Source organism: Streptomyces sp. NPDC007095 (genome assembly GCF_040634475.1).
GTDB lineage: Bacteria > Actinomycetota > Actinomycetes > Streptomycetales > Streptomycetaceae > Streptomyces.
Map to the genome: position 1 here is coordinate 1 of NZ_JBEYFS010000270.1, position 14,979 is coordinate 14,979.

A 14,979-nucleotide genomic window follows, 5' to 3' on the forward strand; every position below is an offset into this window, starting at 1 on the left:
CGTGCTCTCGGCGTGCCGGGCCCTGACCCTCGTACTGGATGTACTCGGGTCTGGGCCCGGTGCGGCGAGAGTGCGTGCATGGCGTCGCGGGGCAGACGGGAATTTGACGACAGGGCCTAGCCGTCCTCGCGCTTGGCTCGGCTCGGTTGTACCCGTTTGGGCTCGCCCGGCATCTTCGGGTACTCGGGGGGATACGGCAGGTCCCCGAGACCGTGGTCGTGTTCGTCGCGGCTGGCCAGCTCCAGGAGCGCTTCGAGGGAGAAGGCGTGGTCGTCCATGTCGGCGTGCACATCGCCGAGTTCGGCGAAGCGCTTGGGCATGGTCGCCAGGTCGAAGTCCTGGGGATGCGCTTCGCCCACCTCGTCCCAGCGCAGGGGCGCGGAGACGGGGGCGTGCGGGCGGGGCCGTACCGAATAGGCGGAGGCGATCGTGCGGTCCCGCGCGGTCTGGTTGTAGTCGACGAAGATCTTCTCGCCGCGTTCCTCCTTCCACCAGGCGGTGGTCACCTGCTCGGGCATCCGGCGTTCGAGTTCGCGCCCGGCGGCGATCGCGGCCCGGCGGACCTGGGTGAAGGTCCAGCGCGGCGCGATCGGGACGAAGACGTGCAGCCCGCGACCGCCGGAGGTCTTGGGCCAGCCGCGCAGATCGCCGTACTCGTGCAGGACCTCGCGCAGCTCATGGGCCGCGCGCACGGCGTCGTCGTAGTCCGTGCCGGGCTGTGGGTCGAGGTCGATGCGGAGTTCGTCGGGGTGGTCGACGTCGTCGCGGCGCACCGGCCACGGATGGAAGGTGAGGGTGCCGTACTGCGCGGCCCACACCACGGCCGCGACCTCGGTGGGGCACATCTCGTCGGCGGTGCGCCCGCTGGGGAAGGTGATGTGCGCGGTCGGGATCCACTCGGGCATGTTCTTGGGCGCCCGCTTCTGGAAGAAACTCTCGCCCGTGACGCCCTCCGGGTACCGCTCCAGGGTGGTGGGGCGGTTGCGCAGGGCGCGCAGGATGCCCTGGCCGACGGACAGGTAGTACTGGGCGAGGTCCAGCTTCGTGAAGCCGCGCTCCGGAAAGAAGATCCTGCCCGGGCTGGACAGACGTACGGTCCTCCCGGCTGCGTCGAGTTCCACCGCATCGGCCATGCGAGCCACGGTAGGCGCAGCGCGCACACCTCGCACACCGGGCGAAAGGCATCGTGTCGCCGCAGAATCGAAGCATGGATCTGCCGGTGATGCCGCCCGTGAAGCCGATGCTCGCCAAGTCCGTGGCGAAGATCCCGCCGGACATGCAGTACGAGGCGAAGTGGGACGGGTTCCGCACGATCGTGTTCCGCGACGGCGCCGAGGTCGAGCTCGGCAGCCGTACCGGCAAGACGCTGACCAGGTACTTCCCCGAACTGGTGGCGGCGTTGCGGGAGCGGCTGCCGGAGCGCTGTGTGATGGACGGCGAGATCGTGATCGCCAGGGAGGGCCGTCTCGACTTCGACGCGCTCACCGAGCGCATCCATCCCGCGGACTCCCGGGTACGGATGCTGGCGGAGAGGACTCCCGCCTCCTTCGTGGCCTTCGATCTGCTGGCGCTGGCCGACGAGTCGCTGCTGGACGTGCCGCTCGGCGACCGGCGGGCCCTGCTGACGACGGCGCTGTCGGGGGTGACGGCCCCGGTACACGTGGCACCGGCGACCACGGACCGCGAGGTGGCGGAGCGGTGGTTCGAGCAGTACGAAGGCGCGGGCCTCGACGGGGTCATCGCCAAGCCCCTCAACCTGCGCTACCGGCAGGGCGAACGGGCCATGTTCAAGATCAAGCACGAGCGCACCGCGGACGTCGTCGTCGCGGGGTACCGCCTCCACAAGAGCGGGCCCGTCGTCGGCTCCCTGCTGCTCGGTCTGTACGACGACGGGGGCACCCTCCAGCACGTGGGGGTGAGCGCCGCCTTCCCGATGAAACAGCGGGCACAGCTGGTGGAGGAGCTGGAGCCGCTGCGCATGGAGGACGTCGGGCGGCATCCCTGGGCGGCCTGGTCGCAGGAGTCGGCGCACGAGTCCGCGCGGCTGCCGGGCGCGCCCAGCCGGTGGTCGACGAAGAAGGACTTCTCCTGGGTGCCGCTGCAGCCCGAACGGGTGGCGGAGGTGGCGTACGACCACATGGAGAACAGCGTGCGGTTCCGTCACACGGCCCGCTTCCGCCGCTGGCGCCCGGACCGGACCGCGGAGAGCTGTACGTACAGCCAGTTGGACGAGCCCGTCGGATACGACCTCGCGAAGATCCTCGGCCCGCAGAACTGACTCCGTCACCCGCACAACCGACCCGCGGTCCGATCGGTCCAATAAGTGGGCTGATCGGCTCAACTCGGCGCACGCGAACAGAAGTGAGCGGGTATGGCCACCGATGAACCTATGAGCGCACAATCGATGACACGGGACAGGGTGGCACGTTGAGCATGCGACAGATGGCGCGGACGCGGTGCGGCGTGATGACGGCGGCGCTGCTGACCGTCGCCGCGGCCGGCTCCCTGATGACAGGCTGTTCCTCGGGCAGTAGCGCCGCCGACGACGGACGCGCCCCGGCACCGAGCCGCAGCCAAGGGCAGGAGACGGGACCGGCCCGGACCCCCACGAGTGCCGCCGGTGCCGGTCCCGTACTCGCCGTGAAGATCGACAATGTGAGTGCGGCGCGCCCTCAAACGGGTCTCGACGCGGCGGACGTCGTCTACGCGGAGCAGGTCGAGGGCGGTCTGAGCAGGCTGATGGCCATCTACGCGAGCAAGCTGCCCGAGGCCGTCGGGCCGGTGCGCAGTGCGCGGGAGTCGGACCTGGAGCTGCTGCGCCAGTTCCACATGCCGACGCTCGCCTTCTCAGGTGCCCAGCACAAGCTGCTGCCGGTCATCGCCAAGGCGCCGCTGCACGCGGTGTCGGCCGACCAGGGCTCCAGCGCGTACTACCGCAGTGCCTCCAAGGTCGCCCCCCACAACCTCTTTCTGCACCCGAAGCAGCTCATGCGCTCCGCGCCGGGGGCCGACGCCCTCACCACCGGGTTCCACTTCGGTGCCGCCCCGGCGGGCGGGAGCCCGGAGACCTCCCGCACGGTGCGCTTCCCCGCGGCCCGCTTCACCTTCGCCTGGTCGGCGAGCAAGCACCGCTGGCTGGTGTCGATGGACGGGACGCCGACGGTGACGACGGACGGGAAGCGGGTGGCGCCCGCGACCGTCGTCGTGCAGTACGTGAAGGTGCGCAACTCCAAGTACCACGACGTCCTCGGCAACAACACGCCGTACACGGAGACGGTGGGCTCGGGCACGGCGAAGGTGCTGCGCGACGGCAAGGTCTTCGACGCCGGCTGGAAGCGCCCGGCCGCCGGCGACGGCACGGACTTCACGACCACCGACGGTGCGCCGATGAACTTCGCGAAGGGGCAGGTGTGGGTGGTCTTCGCCAAGGCATGACGACGAAGCCGTGACCGCGGCCGGGGTCTACCCGATGACCACCACTCGTGCCCACGCGGGCGGTGAGTCCGGTGTGTAGCCGGGATCGTCCTCGTCCCCCGGCCCGGCCGCCGACTCCCGGGGGAACAGACCCACCACCGTCCGGCACGGTGGCCGGTCCGGCCACGGTGTCTGCCCGTCCGTCAGGACCACGACGACGTCCGGTCGGGGCTGCGCCCGGAGCGCCTTGGCGAAGCCCGTGCGCAGGTCCGTACCCCCGCCGCCCACCAGCGGTATTCCCTCGGCACGGCACAGCGGGTGCGCGATCGGGGCCGCCGCGTCGCAGGGCACCACGGTGACCAGGTCGCGGCGGCCGCCCACGGCGCGGGAGATGGCGGTGACCTCGAGGAGCGCGCTGCCCAGTTCGGCGTCACTGACCGACCCGGAGGTGTCGATGACCACGCAGACCCGAGGCGGCCTGCGCCGCAGGCTCGGCAGCACGGCGCCGGGCACCCCGGCCGAGCGCCGCGACGGCCGGCCGTACGTGTAGTCCTCCCCCACGCCGGAGGCCGACGCCGCCGAGCGTACCGCCGCGCCCAGCAACTCGCGCCAGGGCTGCGGCGGGTGGAACGCTTCGTCCGCCCACCGCCGCCACCCGTTCGGGGTGTCTCCCGGACGGGCGGTGATGCCCTGCGCCACCCGGAACCGGACCGCGTCCCGCCCTGCGACCCCATCTGACCTGCGGCGATGCCTTGACCTCGGCGAATCTCCCCGCATCCTCACGGATCTTCCCGGATCAACCCGGATTGCCGCGTGTCCGTGTTCCCGTGGGAACACACTGGGAACGCGCGCATCCGAAACGCGTCTGGCCACGTAAAAAAAAGGGGGTGGGCCCGGCGATGAGACTGCCGGGCCCACCTGCGGTTCCAGTCCCCCAGCTTGCGGAGCAAGGAGCCGGAACCGCGCCTCACCGCCAGGGAACCCCCGACGAAGTCTTCTGTAGCCACCCGATCATGGCCGGTTGTGTACGCGGAGAGATCAGTTTGACCTTGAACAACCGTGATCGAAAGGGCTTACCAGGAAACTACGCAGATGATCGTGTAACTCACGGAAAGTTCATACATCACTAAGATGAAGTGGATCGTCCGGATCGCAGGGTGCGGGCTACTCCCGGCCGACCCGCCGAACAAGTCACCTTAAGTCCGTACCTTTCAGGGGTAGTTGAGGAACCCGCCCGGCGTCGCGGCCCATCGAGCTCTCGCGTGCCGCCGGGCAGGGGCCAGCCGTACGACGTCAGGCAACGTCGACAGAGGGTGCGTTGTGCCCGCACCCAGGCCGCGCGATGTACGGTCAGCGCGGCCTGGGACGGGAGTCGAGAAGGGCAGAGGCTCAGCGGTTCACCTCAGCCAGTGCGCCAGCGCGGCCGGACGCTCACCGCCCGGCGCCCACCAGTCCAGCGACGCGGGCGAACTCCCCCTCCAGCCGGTCCGTCCCGAGGTGGGCGAACTCCTCTTCCAAGTCCACTGGCGTGACGCCGTACAGCGCGACGACCGCTCGCGCCGCCACCGTCCAGAGGGCGCGCTCCGTGCCGTACTCCACGCGCTCCAGTTCCTTACCGGGGTGCGGAGTGAACGTGTCCGGGTCGTAGACGAGACCTGCGACGCCCCACGCGGGAGCGTGCTCCACCCTCGCCGCCACGTAGTGGCCACGGCGGAGGGCGTGGCAGAGCTGGATGGAGATCCCGGCACACGGCACGCACACCGGCGGACTCGCCGTGCGCTCCCCCTCCTTCACCGGGCCGCCGGTGTCCCGCATGAGGAAGAGAAGTGGCGCGTCCAGGTCCTCGGGCGGTCGTGTGCAGACCTGGCACATCATGTTCGCCATGGCCCGGCGCTGCCGGTACGGATGGACCTCCCGGAGCCGTGGCTCCCCACGCCGGCGCCTCGGGAGGAGCGTCGGGCGGACCCACAACATGCCGAAGCTGTCGCGGTCGTGAGGCGTCTCATCCGCGTACGCCACCCCAGGGAAGAACAGATGACGGACGATCCGCGGGTTCAGGAGCGCTTCCTCGCTGTAGCCAGCGATGTACGGGACCACTCCCGGCGGGGCTGGTGGCAACACGCGCAGGTCCTTCCTGTGCAGTGCGGGAGGCGGAAGGAGCGCGCCGCTAGGGGGCGGCCCGGCAGCCTGGTGTGCAGCCCCAAAGCCGGAACACGAAGCCCCGGTGGCGGGCCTCGCCCAGCACGCGGCCGTTCATCCCCAGGCGTCGGGTGCAGAGGACACAGTCGATGGCGCTCTGCTGCCTCGGGCTGAGCTGGTCGAAGGGCGGCAGAACCTCGCTCAGCGATGCACCCTCGGCGGCAGGGAGGGCTCGGGTCATCGCGGGAACTCGCTGTCCTGCCAGCGCAGCAGCGCATACCGCACGAAGCGCTTCACGTCCTCGGGCATGCACAGCTCGGCCGGCCCGTCCGGCGGGACGGCCCAGTACGGCTTACCCCCGTTGTACGTGTTGCGGCCGACGGGAGGCACTCCCAGCAGCGTGCGGTTCACGAGACACTCGGCGCTCGGTTCCTGCCAGTGCCGTCCGGTGGAAGGGGGCACGAGGGCGTAGTACAGGTTCCGCCCGTACGTCGCGATGACGGGTCCTCCGTCGAGGGCTTCCGCGAGGACCCGGTCCACCACGCTGGGATCCTGCTCCCCGGCAACCGCGCGGACGATAACGCCAGGGATCCGCACGGCAGTGAAGAGCCCGCCGCAGCGTAGAAACGTCTCGCTGTCCTGGGCCCACTCCCACCGCGACTGAGTGACGTCCGGTGCGGCGCCTAACAGCCAATGCGCGATGGCGAGCTCGCGCTCTTGCTGCATCACGATCTGGGGTCCGGAGCCCGCCGACGCTCGTCCGGTACTTTCGTCCGCTGCTCGCTCCGTCACGATGGCTCCTCACTCGTTTGGCCTTTGCGGCCATGACCTGAGGAAACCGGAAGTGTCCTGTAGCAAGTCAGGACAGACACCTGCGAGTTACTCACGGCGGACCGGACAGTTTTACCTAAGAGGGAGCGCCATCCGGGCTACGGTCGAAGGTCCGGGGAGTGAGAGGAAAGCTGTGGCTGGAGACAGGAACACCAGGCTCGAAGCCTTGCTCAGCAAGCACGGCTTCACTCACTCCGAACTGGCAGACGAGGTCAACCAGGTCTCTTCAGACCTCTTCGGCAAGCCCAACAACTGTTCCGACCGGCATGTCCGGCGCTGGATCTCCGGTGACGTGCAATGGCCGTGGCCTCGCTACCTTGTGCCGCTCCAGGAGATCTTCCGCTGTACTCCGGAGGCCATGGGGTTCATCCCACGCAAGTCCTCACGCGTGCCCTCACCGCCCCGGCGGCCGGCGTCCGTGAAGGAGGCACGCCCCGTGAGACGACGAGAGTTCGGTTTCATCGCCGTGGGTCTGGCCGCAGCCCTCGGCCTCGATGCCATCCCCGCAACGGGGCGTCTGGGTACAGGCGATGCCGAGAGGATCCGGGCCATCGTCCCGGCCCTCTACAAGCACGACCACGCCTTAGGCGGCGGGGCCCTCCACGACGTCGCCTCCGACGCCCTGCGCCGCGTGCAGAACGCCCTCAACAACTGCTCCTATGGCGAGCGAGTCGAGCGTCTCCTGTACTCCGCCACCGGCGATCTCGCCGCCTCCGCTGGCTGGTTCGCCTACGACGCAGGCCTCCAGCCCGAGGCCACAGCCCTCTACAACGAGGCCTTGCAGGCGGGCATCCTCGCCGGTGACGGCATGCTCCAGGCGCGCGTCTGGTCCAACCTCGCCATGCAGGCCCGACTCCTCAACCGCAATCAGGAAGCTGTCCGCATCGGCCGGGCCGCGGTCGAGACCCGGCAGGCGAAGAACGACCCGTGGCTCATGGCGCTCCTGCACTGCCGTCAGGCCGTCGGCCACGCCAGGACCGGCGAACGGACCCGAGCTGAACACTCCCTCGCGCGCGCCGAGACCGCATATGACCGTGCCCAGGGGCAGCCCGCCGCATGGCTGTCCTTCCTCACCCCGGCCGAGATCACCGGTCTCGCCGGTGCGGCACACCAGGCCCTCGGCCGTCACGCCCGCGCTCAGAAGCTCACCGCGTCCGCGCTGGCCCTGCTGGAGCCGCGGTTCGAGCGGAACCGGGTCTACTACACGGCCCAGCACGCTCAAGCCCTCCTCGATGGCGGGGAGGTCGAACACGCGGTGGCCGAGGCGGCGCGGGCGGCCGTGATCGCCAAGCGGGTGCAGAGCGACCGCGTGCAGGACAAGCTCGATGACCTGCGACGCCAGATGCGCCAGCATGCGAAGCGCGTGCCGGACGCGGCGGACTTCCTGGAGCAGACACGACAGACGGGAGCATGACGTGGACGGGCTACGGCTGGAGCGACGCGACGCGGCGGGACTCGAGGACATCCGCCCCCAGCTCCTCGACGTGTACGCCGAGGTGTACGCCGATCGGCTCGGCGATGAGTTCCACAGCGTCGCCCGGTTCGACGAGCGCCTGGGCTGGAACACGGAGGTTCCCGGCTTCGCCGCCGTCGTCGCCTACATGGACACCATTCCGGTCGGCTACGCGTACGGCTGCACCCTGCAGGAGGGCACCCGCTGGTGGCGCGGCCTGCGGACACCGGTCGCCGACGGCGCAACGGTGGAGACCGGGGCCCGCACGTTCGCCCTGTCAGAGCTGATGGTCGTCGAGAAGGTCCGCGGTACCGGCGCCGCCCACGAGATTCACGACGAGCTGCTGCGCGGCAGATCCGAGGAGCGGGTCACGCTCCTCGTCGAGCGGGACCATCCGCGCGTACGCGCCCTGTACGAGGCGTGGGGGTACGAATGCTTCGGCGAGGTACTCCCCTTCGAGGACGCGCCGCTCTACGACGCGATGATGCTCACCCTGGGCGCTAACCGCGGGTACTGGTGAACCGCACCCCGGGCCCCCACCGATCCCTCTGCTCGGCAAAGCACCAGGTACACAGGGGGAGGCCACCCGGGCCGTACCGCCACGGCTGCCGCTGGCATCCCGCGCACAGCCCGACGTGACTACCAGGGCAGATCATGGTGCTGGGGTCGGGCTCCGTAACCGGTGGCACTGGGGTCGTCATGTCTGTGTCCTCATCTGGGCGACGAGCGCTCATCACCTCGAACGAAGAATAGAACAAACTTGCTGGACGAAATGTCAGTGGCGCCCCGTACGGTATGGGTATGCCCACCGTCCCTCTGCCTCACGGCCCGGTGACGCCTGCCCCTGCCTAGGTCAACGCCAGCATCCGGAACCTCATGGGTGAGCCACCCACACCGCAGCGCGCCGAGGAGTACCGACGCCTCCTCCTCCTGTGGGCCGACTCTAAGGAGACAGAGATGACCGAAGCCGCATAAAGGCCACTTAGCGTTCGAGTCTGCGGTCTCCGACTTCAACAAGGACCTCCGCCAAGGAGAAATTCGCCTCCAGCGCGACACGCAAATCCTCAAGAGCGGCGCGAATATCCGCAATCCGATCCTGCGGACTTCCGCTCTCCACATAGGCGCGCACGCGCTCAATCACAGTATCGTCATTGGTCTCCAGATCGAATGTCACGCCCTCAGAGAGGAAGGCACGAGGCGCATAGCGAGGGGAGACGAAATGCCCACTTTGAATATCGCGGACACCAAGACTAGAAAATTCAGCGTAGTTTGGACCTAGCGGCAAACGCCCTCGCTCCATCAGCATGCGGAGCGTAATCAGGTGATCCTGCTTGCCACCCACCATGACCGCGAGCCGCCGGTACGCCTCCGGCTCGATGATCCACAAGACGGCACTCCGGTCTATGAGCGTGGCTCGTAGCCTGTCGAGGTTATTTACCTGCCGCTCCATTTCAAACCTCAGCTGGTCAATAGCAAACCCGCGATCACGCCTAGGCTCGGGCGCCACATACGCTTCTAGTAGCTTCACTATCACATCTGCCGCCACCATAGTCTCATTAAAGCGCACATAGAGGAGAAATAAGTCGATAGCAAGGTCGCGACGCTTCTTGGATTCTCGAAATGACCCAATTCGCGGTATCCCCTGGGTCACAGTCTCTATCAGTAGTCGCAAAAGCTCAATCATGCTTCTCCTCTGGTCAGTCCGCGACACCCAGGGTGACAGACGATGCTCCGTATTCAGTAGTTCCCACAGCCTGTGACCGGCTTCCCGCCGGGGTATCGAACACGGCAGCTAAGAGGTCGTTTTCATCTGCTTTGGCTATTTATAGACTGATTCTCATAGGGTGGAGTGGCGGTGCGGAAGAGGTAGCAGGTGTGGCTGGGGTTAGGAGATCGTCCCGGTCGGCGTCGGTGGTCACGGTGTCCTCCGTCTCGTACGGCGGGACGGAATGCCACAAGGGAGGACGCCCACCCCGACGCATAGGGCGGGCGTCCGGTCAGGGGTCAGCCTGATCGTCCGGCGGGGCAGTCGGCTGCTGGAGGCGCGGGTCGGCGTCGGGACAGAGCAGGGCCAGGCGCTCGTTCGCCTGGTCGACGGCGTCTCGAAGGCTGCTGCCGTTGTTGGGATACACCTCGTGCCAGACGTGGCCGAGGCGTTCCTCCATCCCCGATACCCGCTCCATCACCCCCGGGCGCGCCGGGACCCCGGGGCGTCCATCTTCCCCGTACCAGTCGTCGAGGAACTGGCTGGTGCGACGGAACAGCTGTTCCGCAAGGAGTCGAACGCCGGTTTCAGCGCACGGACCTCGCGCGCCGCCGCCTTCGCCTTCGGTGACAGGTTCTCCAGGGACTTCTCGAACGCCTTGGAGTCCCCGGTCAGCGCGGCCTGGAACGCGTCACTGACCCCCGCCAGCGCCAGCTTCAACGCGCCGAGCGCTGCCTGGAATCCGAGGATGGCGGCCGGGGCCGCAGCGATGATCCCGGCCGCCGGGGCGAGCGCCGCCGCGAACTTGGCGACGCCCGCCGCCGCACCCGTCGCGGCAATACCGATCGCGCCGAGCTTCAGCAGCCCGCCCAGCGCGCCGCCGACCCTCCCCGCAATTCCGGCGACCCCGGACAGGGCCCGGGTCAGCCGGTTGGCGTCGACGTTGACGTTCGCGTTGACCCGTACGTCCGGCGCGTTGTGCGCGCGGATACGGGCGTCGAAGTCCGACAGGTCGGGGACGACCCGGATGGGGATCTCAACGTCCGCCAGGAGCACCCTCAGCCGCTCCACGAACCCCGTGACGTCGGGCGCGACCGGGATGTCGATGGAGTCCAGCGACCGCAGCCCGGCCAGCAACTGTGCATCGAACCGGCTCAGGTCCGGCTCGACGCGGACCGTGACCGCCGCGGCGGCAAGACCCCGCTGGATCTGCCGGCGCATCTGGTCGCCGATGTTGCGCGTCGCCCGCAGCAACGCCCGCTGAATGCGGATACCGGCAGCGCGAGACTCGGAGTCGGCGTTGCCGTCGTTGATGTCGATCGTGATGTGGGCGGACCCGAAGTCCACGTCATCGCCGGCCACCGGGCAACCTCACGAAGGAGTGCGGTTGCCCGGCCCAAAACCAGCGGCGATCTCAGACTAGCCGTTTCACCCCGCGCCGAGCTGGGCGTCCTGCGCCGCCATCTGCGCCATGAGGGCCTGTGCGCCACTGAGGGTCGGGCCGCCCCGCTGCGGCTGCTGTTGCGGACTCTGTCCGCCAGCCCTCCGCAGGGCCTTCGGCTTCGCGTACAGGCGGGCCTCGATGCACTTCCGCTCGGCGTCGTCCTCGGCACTCATGTACATCGACTGCTCGGCCGCGTTGATCAGCGTGCGGAGCGTCCAGCGGTGCGGGTCGATACCTTGGAGCGCGAGGGAGCCTTCCCAGGCGTCCCAGCCCTCCGCGACGCTCGCGAGGATCCGCTGGACGGTGTAGTAGGGCGGTCGTTGCCGCCTCCGTACAGCTCCGTCACCCACTCCAGCAGCTCGACCAGGACCCGGTCCGGCAGTCGCATCGACTTGTCCTCGACGCGGGCCGCGCCCGTCATCTCGCCGGCGTGCTTCTCCGCTTCGTCCCGTGACCGGAAGTGCGCCGCCACCTTGCCGCCCTTGATGACTTCGAAGCGAAGGAACTTCGCAGCCGACTCGGGCGTCATCAGCGTCCCCAGGAACGCCCGCATCGACCCGTACACGCCGCGCAGTGTGCCCGGCTCCAGCTTCGTCAGGTCGGTCTCGTCGCCGAGCGCGGCCTGTGCCTCCTGGACCTTGGTGTAGCCGTCGAGGAACTCGTCCCCGAAGACTTCCGGAACGAATTCCAACTTGCCCAGGTCGCCGAGGTTCGCGACGTGGGGTTCGGTACGGACGCTGAAGTCTTTGGTTGCCACGGGCGTGCCCCTGTCTCCCGCGCGATCGCCCGGCCCAAAACCAGCGGCGTGCCGAGCAAGGGTAGCCGCGGAGCTCGTCTACCCGCCCGGCATGCTGAGCCCAGGGTGCCGTCCGCGAGTTCCAGTCCGGCCGACCGCCTGGACAGACTCACTGATCGTTTCAGAATGCCGTCCTGCGGAGACGCTGGCGGCCCATGGAACAATCCCTTCCCGGGCTCAGGGGGGATGACGCCGTATGGAACGGGTTGGGGCTGCGCGAGACCTCGTGCTCGGTTACGTCCACGCTCTGAACGCGATTGACGAGGCCATGAAGGTGGCGATCCCCTCGCTGGAGCGACTGGCAGATGTCCTCGGCCTGGCCCGTTCGCGTCGCCAAATCAGCCGGAGTGGGCACATCGGCACCTACTCCTACACAGTTCATGGGGCAGGGTGCCGCTTCGTCAGCGACAACGGCACTGAGGTCGATGTGGACTTCGCAGCCGACGGGAGCGAAGTCTTCGACCTCTGGCGGCTGCGCTGCTACGGGCTGAGCCTGCCGAAGCCTCTCGACGTCACGGATCAGGACCTGCGGTCCGCAGTGCGGTCCCTGCAACCGCTTCTGACCGAGGTGCGGCCGGGGTGGTTCAGCGTAGCCAACTGATCGCTTCAGGATGAGGTTCGCAGGCGGCGGAGGCATATGAGGCTGCAGGCCAGTTCGAGCAGGCCCTGATGGAGATCGGCGCGTCGTTCGTATCGGATGCGGAGCCGTTTGAACTGGTGCCCGTCATCCGGCTCTCCAGTGACTACAGCGTGAGCCGGTCAGACTCCCGCACCTGGACCTCGGACGCAGGGCGACGCGTGTGCCAGCGCCGAATTTCGTCGTCCTGGTACGCAGAGAGGAATGCTGGCGTGTCGGTCCCTTTCCAGGGCCGCAACAACAGTCCTCTGGCAGCCGTAAGCACGGGCTGCGGGGAGGCGGCGAGGAAGCCGGGGGCGATGACGGGCGGCGTCGAGAGAGCGCGAGTCATAGGCCATGGTCACCCCGCGGGGACCTCACGCGTCAAGGTGCAGTATGACGGCGACAATCGGCCGGACAAGCCTTAGTCGGGAGGCACTCAGGCCTGACGGAGTCCTGCCTCCACATCGCTCAACTTTGAAGACGCCCGAATCCGGGTATCGCACTGATCGCCGGACGCTCACGCAACTCCAGCGGGTACTTTCTCGGGGCAGGCATCCTCTGGGCTCCTCTCATGAGACCCATCTGACCTGCAGTCACCATTCCCCGCATCTCGGGGGAACCTCACCCATCCACAGGTCTTGACTATTGCTCCGGGGACTTTCGCATGCCTGCCGAACAGGTTCCACAACGGCATATCGGCTTGTTGGGCGCTGATCCATTGCGGTGAAGTCTCTGAGCTGAACGGGTGATGGCAGCAGTCAGTGACCACGTCACATCACCACAAACATGAGATCACCTTGAGACAGTAGCTGGACGTCAAGATCATCTAGGTTTGGAGACAAACGTGAACGAAGGCCCAGGCAAGCTTGTCTCCCCATCTCTGCGGAGCCCCCTGACGAGATCTCTCCTGGCAGTCCTCAGTCTTGGGGCTTCTACGTTCAGCCCTGCTGCTCCTGCCTATGCGGACACGTCCAGTGATACGACCACCGTGAACGTATCGGTGCTTGGCGCGATCACACTGTCAAACCTGACAGGATCATTTACCTTGACCGGCGACCCGAGCACAACCGTGTCGTCGACTGGCGCGGTCAATATGACAGTGACCACCAACAACCCCGCTGGCTACCAAGTCACCGTGCAGTCGACCACACCCACGTTGACCGGCTCTGCCGGCAATACCGACTCGATTCCCATCGGCAATCTCTATGTGCGCGAGACCGGCAGCGGTCCACTGTTGTACCCACTCTCAGACACGAGCCCGGTGACCGTTCACCTCCAGCACACGCCGTCGGCACCTGCCGGAGACAACCTCAGCAACGACTACTCGATCAACATCCCGGCCGTACAGCCAGACACCTACCGCACCACCCTCAACTACATCGCTGCGACGTTGTAGCCGACTGAATCTTGCGCCAGAAGAAGGCCGTGAACAGGCATTTCCTCCGCTCAGCAGGAATCCTGCTGAGCGCCACCTCATTGATCATCACGTCACGCTCCAGTGCATTCTCGCTGCCTGAATCCCCACCCTCGCCCGCTGCGCCGGCATTCGCGATCAAGGTCAGCCCCACCCGGCTTGTCATGTCACCTGACCAGGTTACGACCGTGGAGCATTTCAAGGTCTCCAATACCGGAAAGGTCAAGGGGGACGTCAACGTGTCGGCGACATCCGTGGAACAGCACGCCGACGGATCGTTGACCTACCCGCCCACCGCGCCGTACTCGGCTGCAAACTGGGTGGCCATGACTCCGCAGCACTTCCAACTCGACCCGGGTGCAACTCAGAAGGTGACCGTACACCTCACGGTGCCTGCTGCCCCGGAACCTGGGGAGCACTACGTCGCTCTACTATCCCTCGTTCCTTCCCATGAGCAGAACCGCATGCTGATCAACCGGGGCGTGGCTGTTCCTCTGCTCGTTACGGTGCGCGGATCGACGATCGATGCCGTGAAGGCGACAAATCTGGAGACGGCCGGACTCTCTGTCGGCGGCCCCATCAGTCTCACCGCGACCGTCAAAGAGACCGGCACCGTCCACCACGACTTTTACGGACCACGTCACAACCTCGTCGCCGAGGCGGACGGGACGAAAATCGCCTTCTCTGATTTCACCGTTCTCCGCGGATCCTCCCGCACTGTGAAAACGCAGTGGACTGACCCGCCGCTGGCGTGTGTCTGTCACATCAAGGTGGCGATCCCCCAGAAAGGTGGTCGCCCCAAGGTAGTTGAAGCCACTGTCGTCCGTCTTCCCCTCCAGCTCGTCGGCGGGATCGTCACGGCCATCATTGGCCTGTTCCTCCTGTGGCGTTTCGGGCTCTCCCGGTACACGTTGCAACGTCGGGACGAATCCGTAGCAAAGGACGGTAAGGGCTCTGGTACCACGCCAGAGGATGAACTGTAACCGCCACCCCGGTACTGTCGGCGGCAGGCTCCCCGCGCATGACAGCGAGACACAGACCGGACATTTCGCGAGAACGCCGGGGCCCTGGGGCCTGCCGATCAATAACTCATCGGTTTTCGTGGGCTGTTGGGTCGTAGGATGCGGGGGTGTCGGAGGGGACGAAGGCAGAGCTGGTGGACGT

16 protein-coding genes and 2 pseudogenes are annotated in these 14,979 nt (G+C 67.3%); 7 read left to right on the top strand and 11 right to left on the bottom strand.

Annotation, left to right across the window (positions count from 1 at the left end; genetic code table 11):
• Window positions 1-116: 116 nt before the first annotated feature.
• Window positions 117-1,133, bottom strand: coding sequence for a non-homologous end-joining DNA ligase (gene ligD / locus ABZ656_RS50095; RefSeq protein WP_101402114.1), 1,017 nt, complete (start codon window positions 1,131-1,133; stop codon window positions 117-119).
• A gap of 74 nt (window positions 1,134-1,207) precedes the next feature.
• Between ligD and ABZ656_RS50100 the strand changes: the two genes are divergently transcribed.
• Together ABZ656_RS50100 and ABZ656_RS50105 are read left to right on the top strand one after the other, a co-directional pair.
• Window positions 1,208-2,278 (top strand): ATP-dependent DNA ligase, encoded by a 1,071-nt coding sequence (locus ABZ656_RS50100; RefSeq protein WP_360278261.1) that lies wholly within the window; start codon window positions 1,208-1,210, stop codon window positions 2,276-2,278.
• Window positions 2,279-2,442: 164 nt separating this feature from the next.
• Entirely contained in the window at window positions 2,443-3,435 is a 993-nt protein-coding gene (locus ABZ656_RS50105; protein WP_101403933.1) for a DUF3048 domain-containing protein, read from the top strand.
• A gap of 27 nt (window positions 3,436-3,462) precedes the next feature.
• On the opposite strand, the pseudogene ABZ656_RS50110 reads toward ABZ656_RS50105, so the two are convergent.
• The 4 genes and pseudogenes from ABZ656_RS50110 to ABZ656_RS50125 form a co-directional block, all read right to left on the bottom strand.
• Window positions 3,463-4,134 (bottom strand): annotated as a pseudogene (locus ABZ656_RS50110) (VWA-like domain-containing protein); the annotation flags it as partial.
• Window positions 4,135-4,845: 711 nt separating this feature from the next.
• The gene (locus ABZ656_RS50115) at window positions 4,846-5,535 is read right to left on the bottom strand and encodes a hypothetical protein (RefSeq protein WP_360278264.1); all 690 of its coding nucleotides are present in this window, start codon (window positions 5,533-5,535) and stop codon (window positions 4,846-4,848) included.
• 46 nt (window positions 5,536-5,581) lie between these two features.
• Entirely contained in the window at window positions 5,582-5,794 is a 213-nt protein-coding gene (locus tag ABZ656_RS50120) for a hypothetical protein (RefSeq protein ID WP_360278267.1), read from the bottom strand.
• Entirely contained in the window at window positions 5,791-6,345 is a 555-nt protein-coding gene (locus tag ABZ656_RS50125) for a hypothetical protein (protein WP_360278270.1), read from the bottom strand. The genes ABZ656_RS50120 and ABZ656_RS50125 overlap by 4 nt, the downstream gene beginning before the upstream one ends.
• Before the next feature lie 475 nt (window positions 6,346-6,820).
• On the opposite strand from ABZ656_RS50125, the gene ABZ656_RS50130 reads away from it, so the two are divergent.
• Window positions 6,821-7,798, top strand: a complete 978-nt coding sequence (locus ABZ656_RS50130; RefSeq protein WP_360278273.1) for a hypothetical protein — start codon at window positions 6,821-6,823, stop codon at window positions 7,796-7,798.
• Between the two features lies 1 nt (window position 7,799).
• The gene (locus tag ABZ656_RS50135; RefSeq protein ID WP_360278276.1) at window positions 7,800-8,357 is read left to right on the top strand and encodes an N-acetyltransferase; all 558 of its coding nucleotides are present in this window, start codon (window positions 7,800-7,802) and stop codon (window positions 8,355-8,357) included.
• 462 nt (window positions 8,358-8,819) lie between these two features.
• Here ABZ656_RS50135 and ABZ656_RS50140 read toward each other — a convergent pair whose 3' ends face one another.
• The 5 genes from ABZ656_RS50140 to ABZ656_RS50160 all read right to left on the bottom strand — a co-directional run bounded on the left by ABZ656_RS50140 (window position 8,820) and on the right by ABZ656_RS50160 (window position 11,743).
• Window positions 8,820-9,521 (bottom strand): hypothetical protein, encoded by a 702-nt coding sequence (locus ABZ656_RS50140; RefSeq protein ID WP_360278279.1) that lies wholly within the window; start codon window positions 9,519-9,521, stop codon window positions 8,820-8,822.
• Between the two features lie 313 nt (window positions 9,522-9,834).
• Window positions 9,835-10,002 carry a hypothetical protein gene (locus tag ABZ656_RS50145; RefSeq protein WP_360278282.1) on the bottom strand — a complete coding sequence of 56 codons (168 nt, stop codon included), beginning with the start codon at window positions 10,000-10,002 and terminating at the stop codon, window positions 9,835-9,837.
• Between the two features lie 17 nt (window positions 10,003-10,019).
• The gene (locus ABZ656_RS50150; protein WP_360278285.1) at window positions 10,020-10,904 is read right to left on the bottom strand and encodes a hypothetical protein; all 885 of its coding nucleotides are present in this window, start codon (window positions 10,902-10,904) and stop codon (window positions 10,020-10,022) included.
• Window positions 10,905-10,970: 66 nt separating this feature from the next.
• Window positions 10,971-11,159: a hypothetical protein gene (locus ABZ656_RS50155; RefSeq protein ID WP_360278288.1), complete on the bottom strand. Its 189-nt coding sequence runs from the start codon at window positions 11,157-11,159 to the stop codon at window positions 10,971-10,973.
• Window positions 11,160-11,185: 26 nt separating this feature from the next.
• Window positions 11,186-11,743 carry a hypothetical protein gene (locus tag ABZ656_RS50160; protein WP_360278291.1) on the bottom strand — a complete coding sequence of 186 codons (558 nt, stop codon included), beginning with the start codon at window positions 11,741-11,743 and terminating at the stop codon, window positions 11,186-11,188.
• A 265-nt stretch (window positions 11,744-12,008) separates the two neighbouring features.
• On the opposite strand from ABZ656_RS50160, the gene ABZ656_RS50165 reads away from it, so the two are divergent.
• Window positions 12,009-12,383 carry a hypothetical protein gene (locus tag ABZ656_RS50165; protein WP_360278294.1) on the top strand — a complete coding sequence of 125 codons (375 nt, stop codon included), beginning with the start codon at window positions 12,009-12,011 and terminating at the stop codon, window positions 12,381-12,383.
• A gap of 5 nt (window positions 12,384-12,388) precedes the next feature.
• On the opposite strand, the pseudogene ABZ656_RS50170 reads toward ABZ656_RS50165, so the two are convergent.
• A pseudogene (locus tag ABZ656_RS50170) lies at window positions 12,389-12,502 on the bottom strand (IS5/IS1182 family transposase); the annotation flags it as partial.
• A gap of 887 nt (window positions 12,503-13,389) precedes the next feature.
• Between ABZ656_RS50170 and ABZ656_RS50175 the strand changes: the two are divergent.
• Entirely contained in the window at window positions 13,390-13,797 is a 408-nt protein-coding gene (locus ABZ656_RS50175; RefSeq protein ID WP_360278297.1) for a hypothetical protein, read from the top strand.
• 11 nt (window positions 13,798-13,808) lie between these two features.
• Entirely contained in the window at window positions 13,809-14,798 is a 990-nt protein-coding gene (locus ABZ656_RS50180) for a hypothetical protein (RefSeq protein WP_360278300.1), read from the top strand.
• Window positions 14,799-14,979 lie beyond the last annotated feature (181 nt).

Coding starts and splice junctions, on each gene's coding strand:
- ABZ656_RS50140 (WP_360278279.1), bottom strand. CDS start 9,521: ATGATTGAGCTTTTGCGACTACTGATAGAGACTGTGACCCAGGGGATA.
- ABZ656_RS50155 (WP_360278288.1), bottom strand. CDS start 11,159: ATGAGTGCCGAGGACGACGCCGAGCGGAAGTGCATCGAGGCCCGCCTG.
- ABZ656_RS50120 (WP_360278267.1), bottom strand. CDS start 5,794: ATGACCCGAGCCCTCCCTGCCGCCGAGGGTGCATCGCTGAGCGAGGTT.
- ligD (WP_101402114.1), bottom strand. CDS start 1,133: ATGGCCGATGCGGTGGAACTCGACGCAGCCGGGAGGACCGTACGTCTG.
- ABZ656_RS50100 (WP_360278261.1), top strand. CDS start 1,208: ATGGATCTGCCGGTGATGCCGCCCGTGAAGCCGATGCTCGCCAAGTCC.
- ABZ656_RS50105 (WP_101403933.1), top strand. CDS start 2,443: ATGGCGCGGACGCGGTGCGGCGTGATGACGGCGGCGCTGCTGACCGTC.
- ABZ656_RS50145 (WP_360278282.1), bottom strand. CDS start 10,002: ATGGAGGAACGCCTCGGCCACGTCTGGCACGAGGTGTATCCCAACAAC.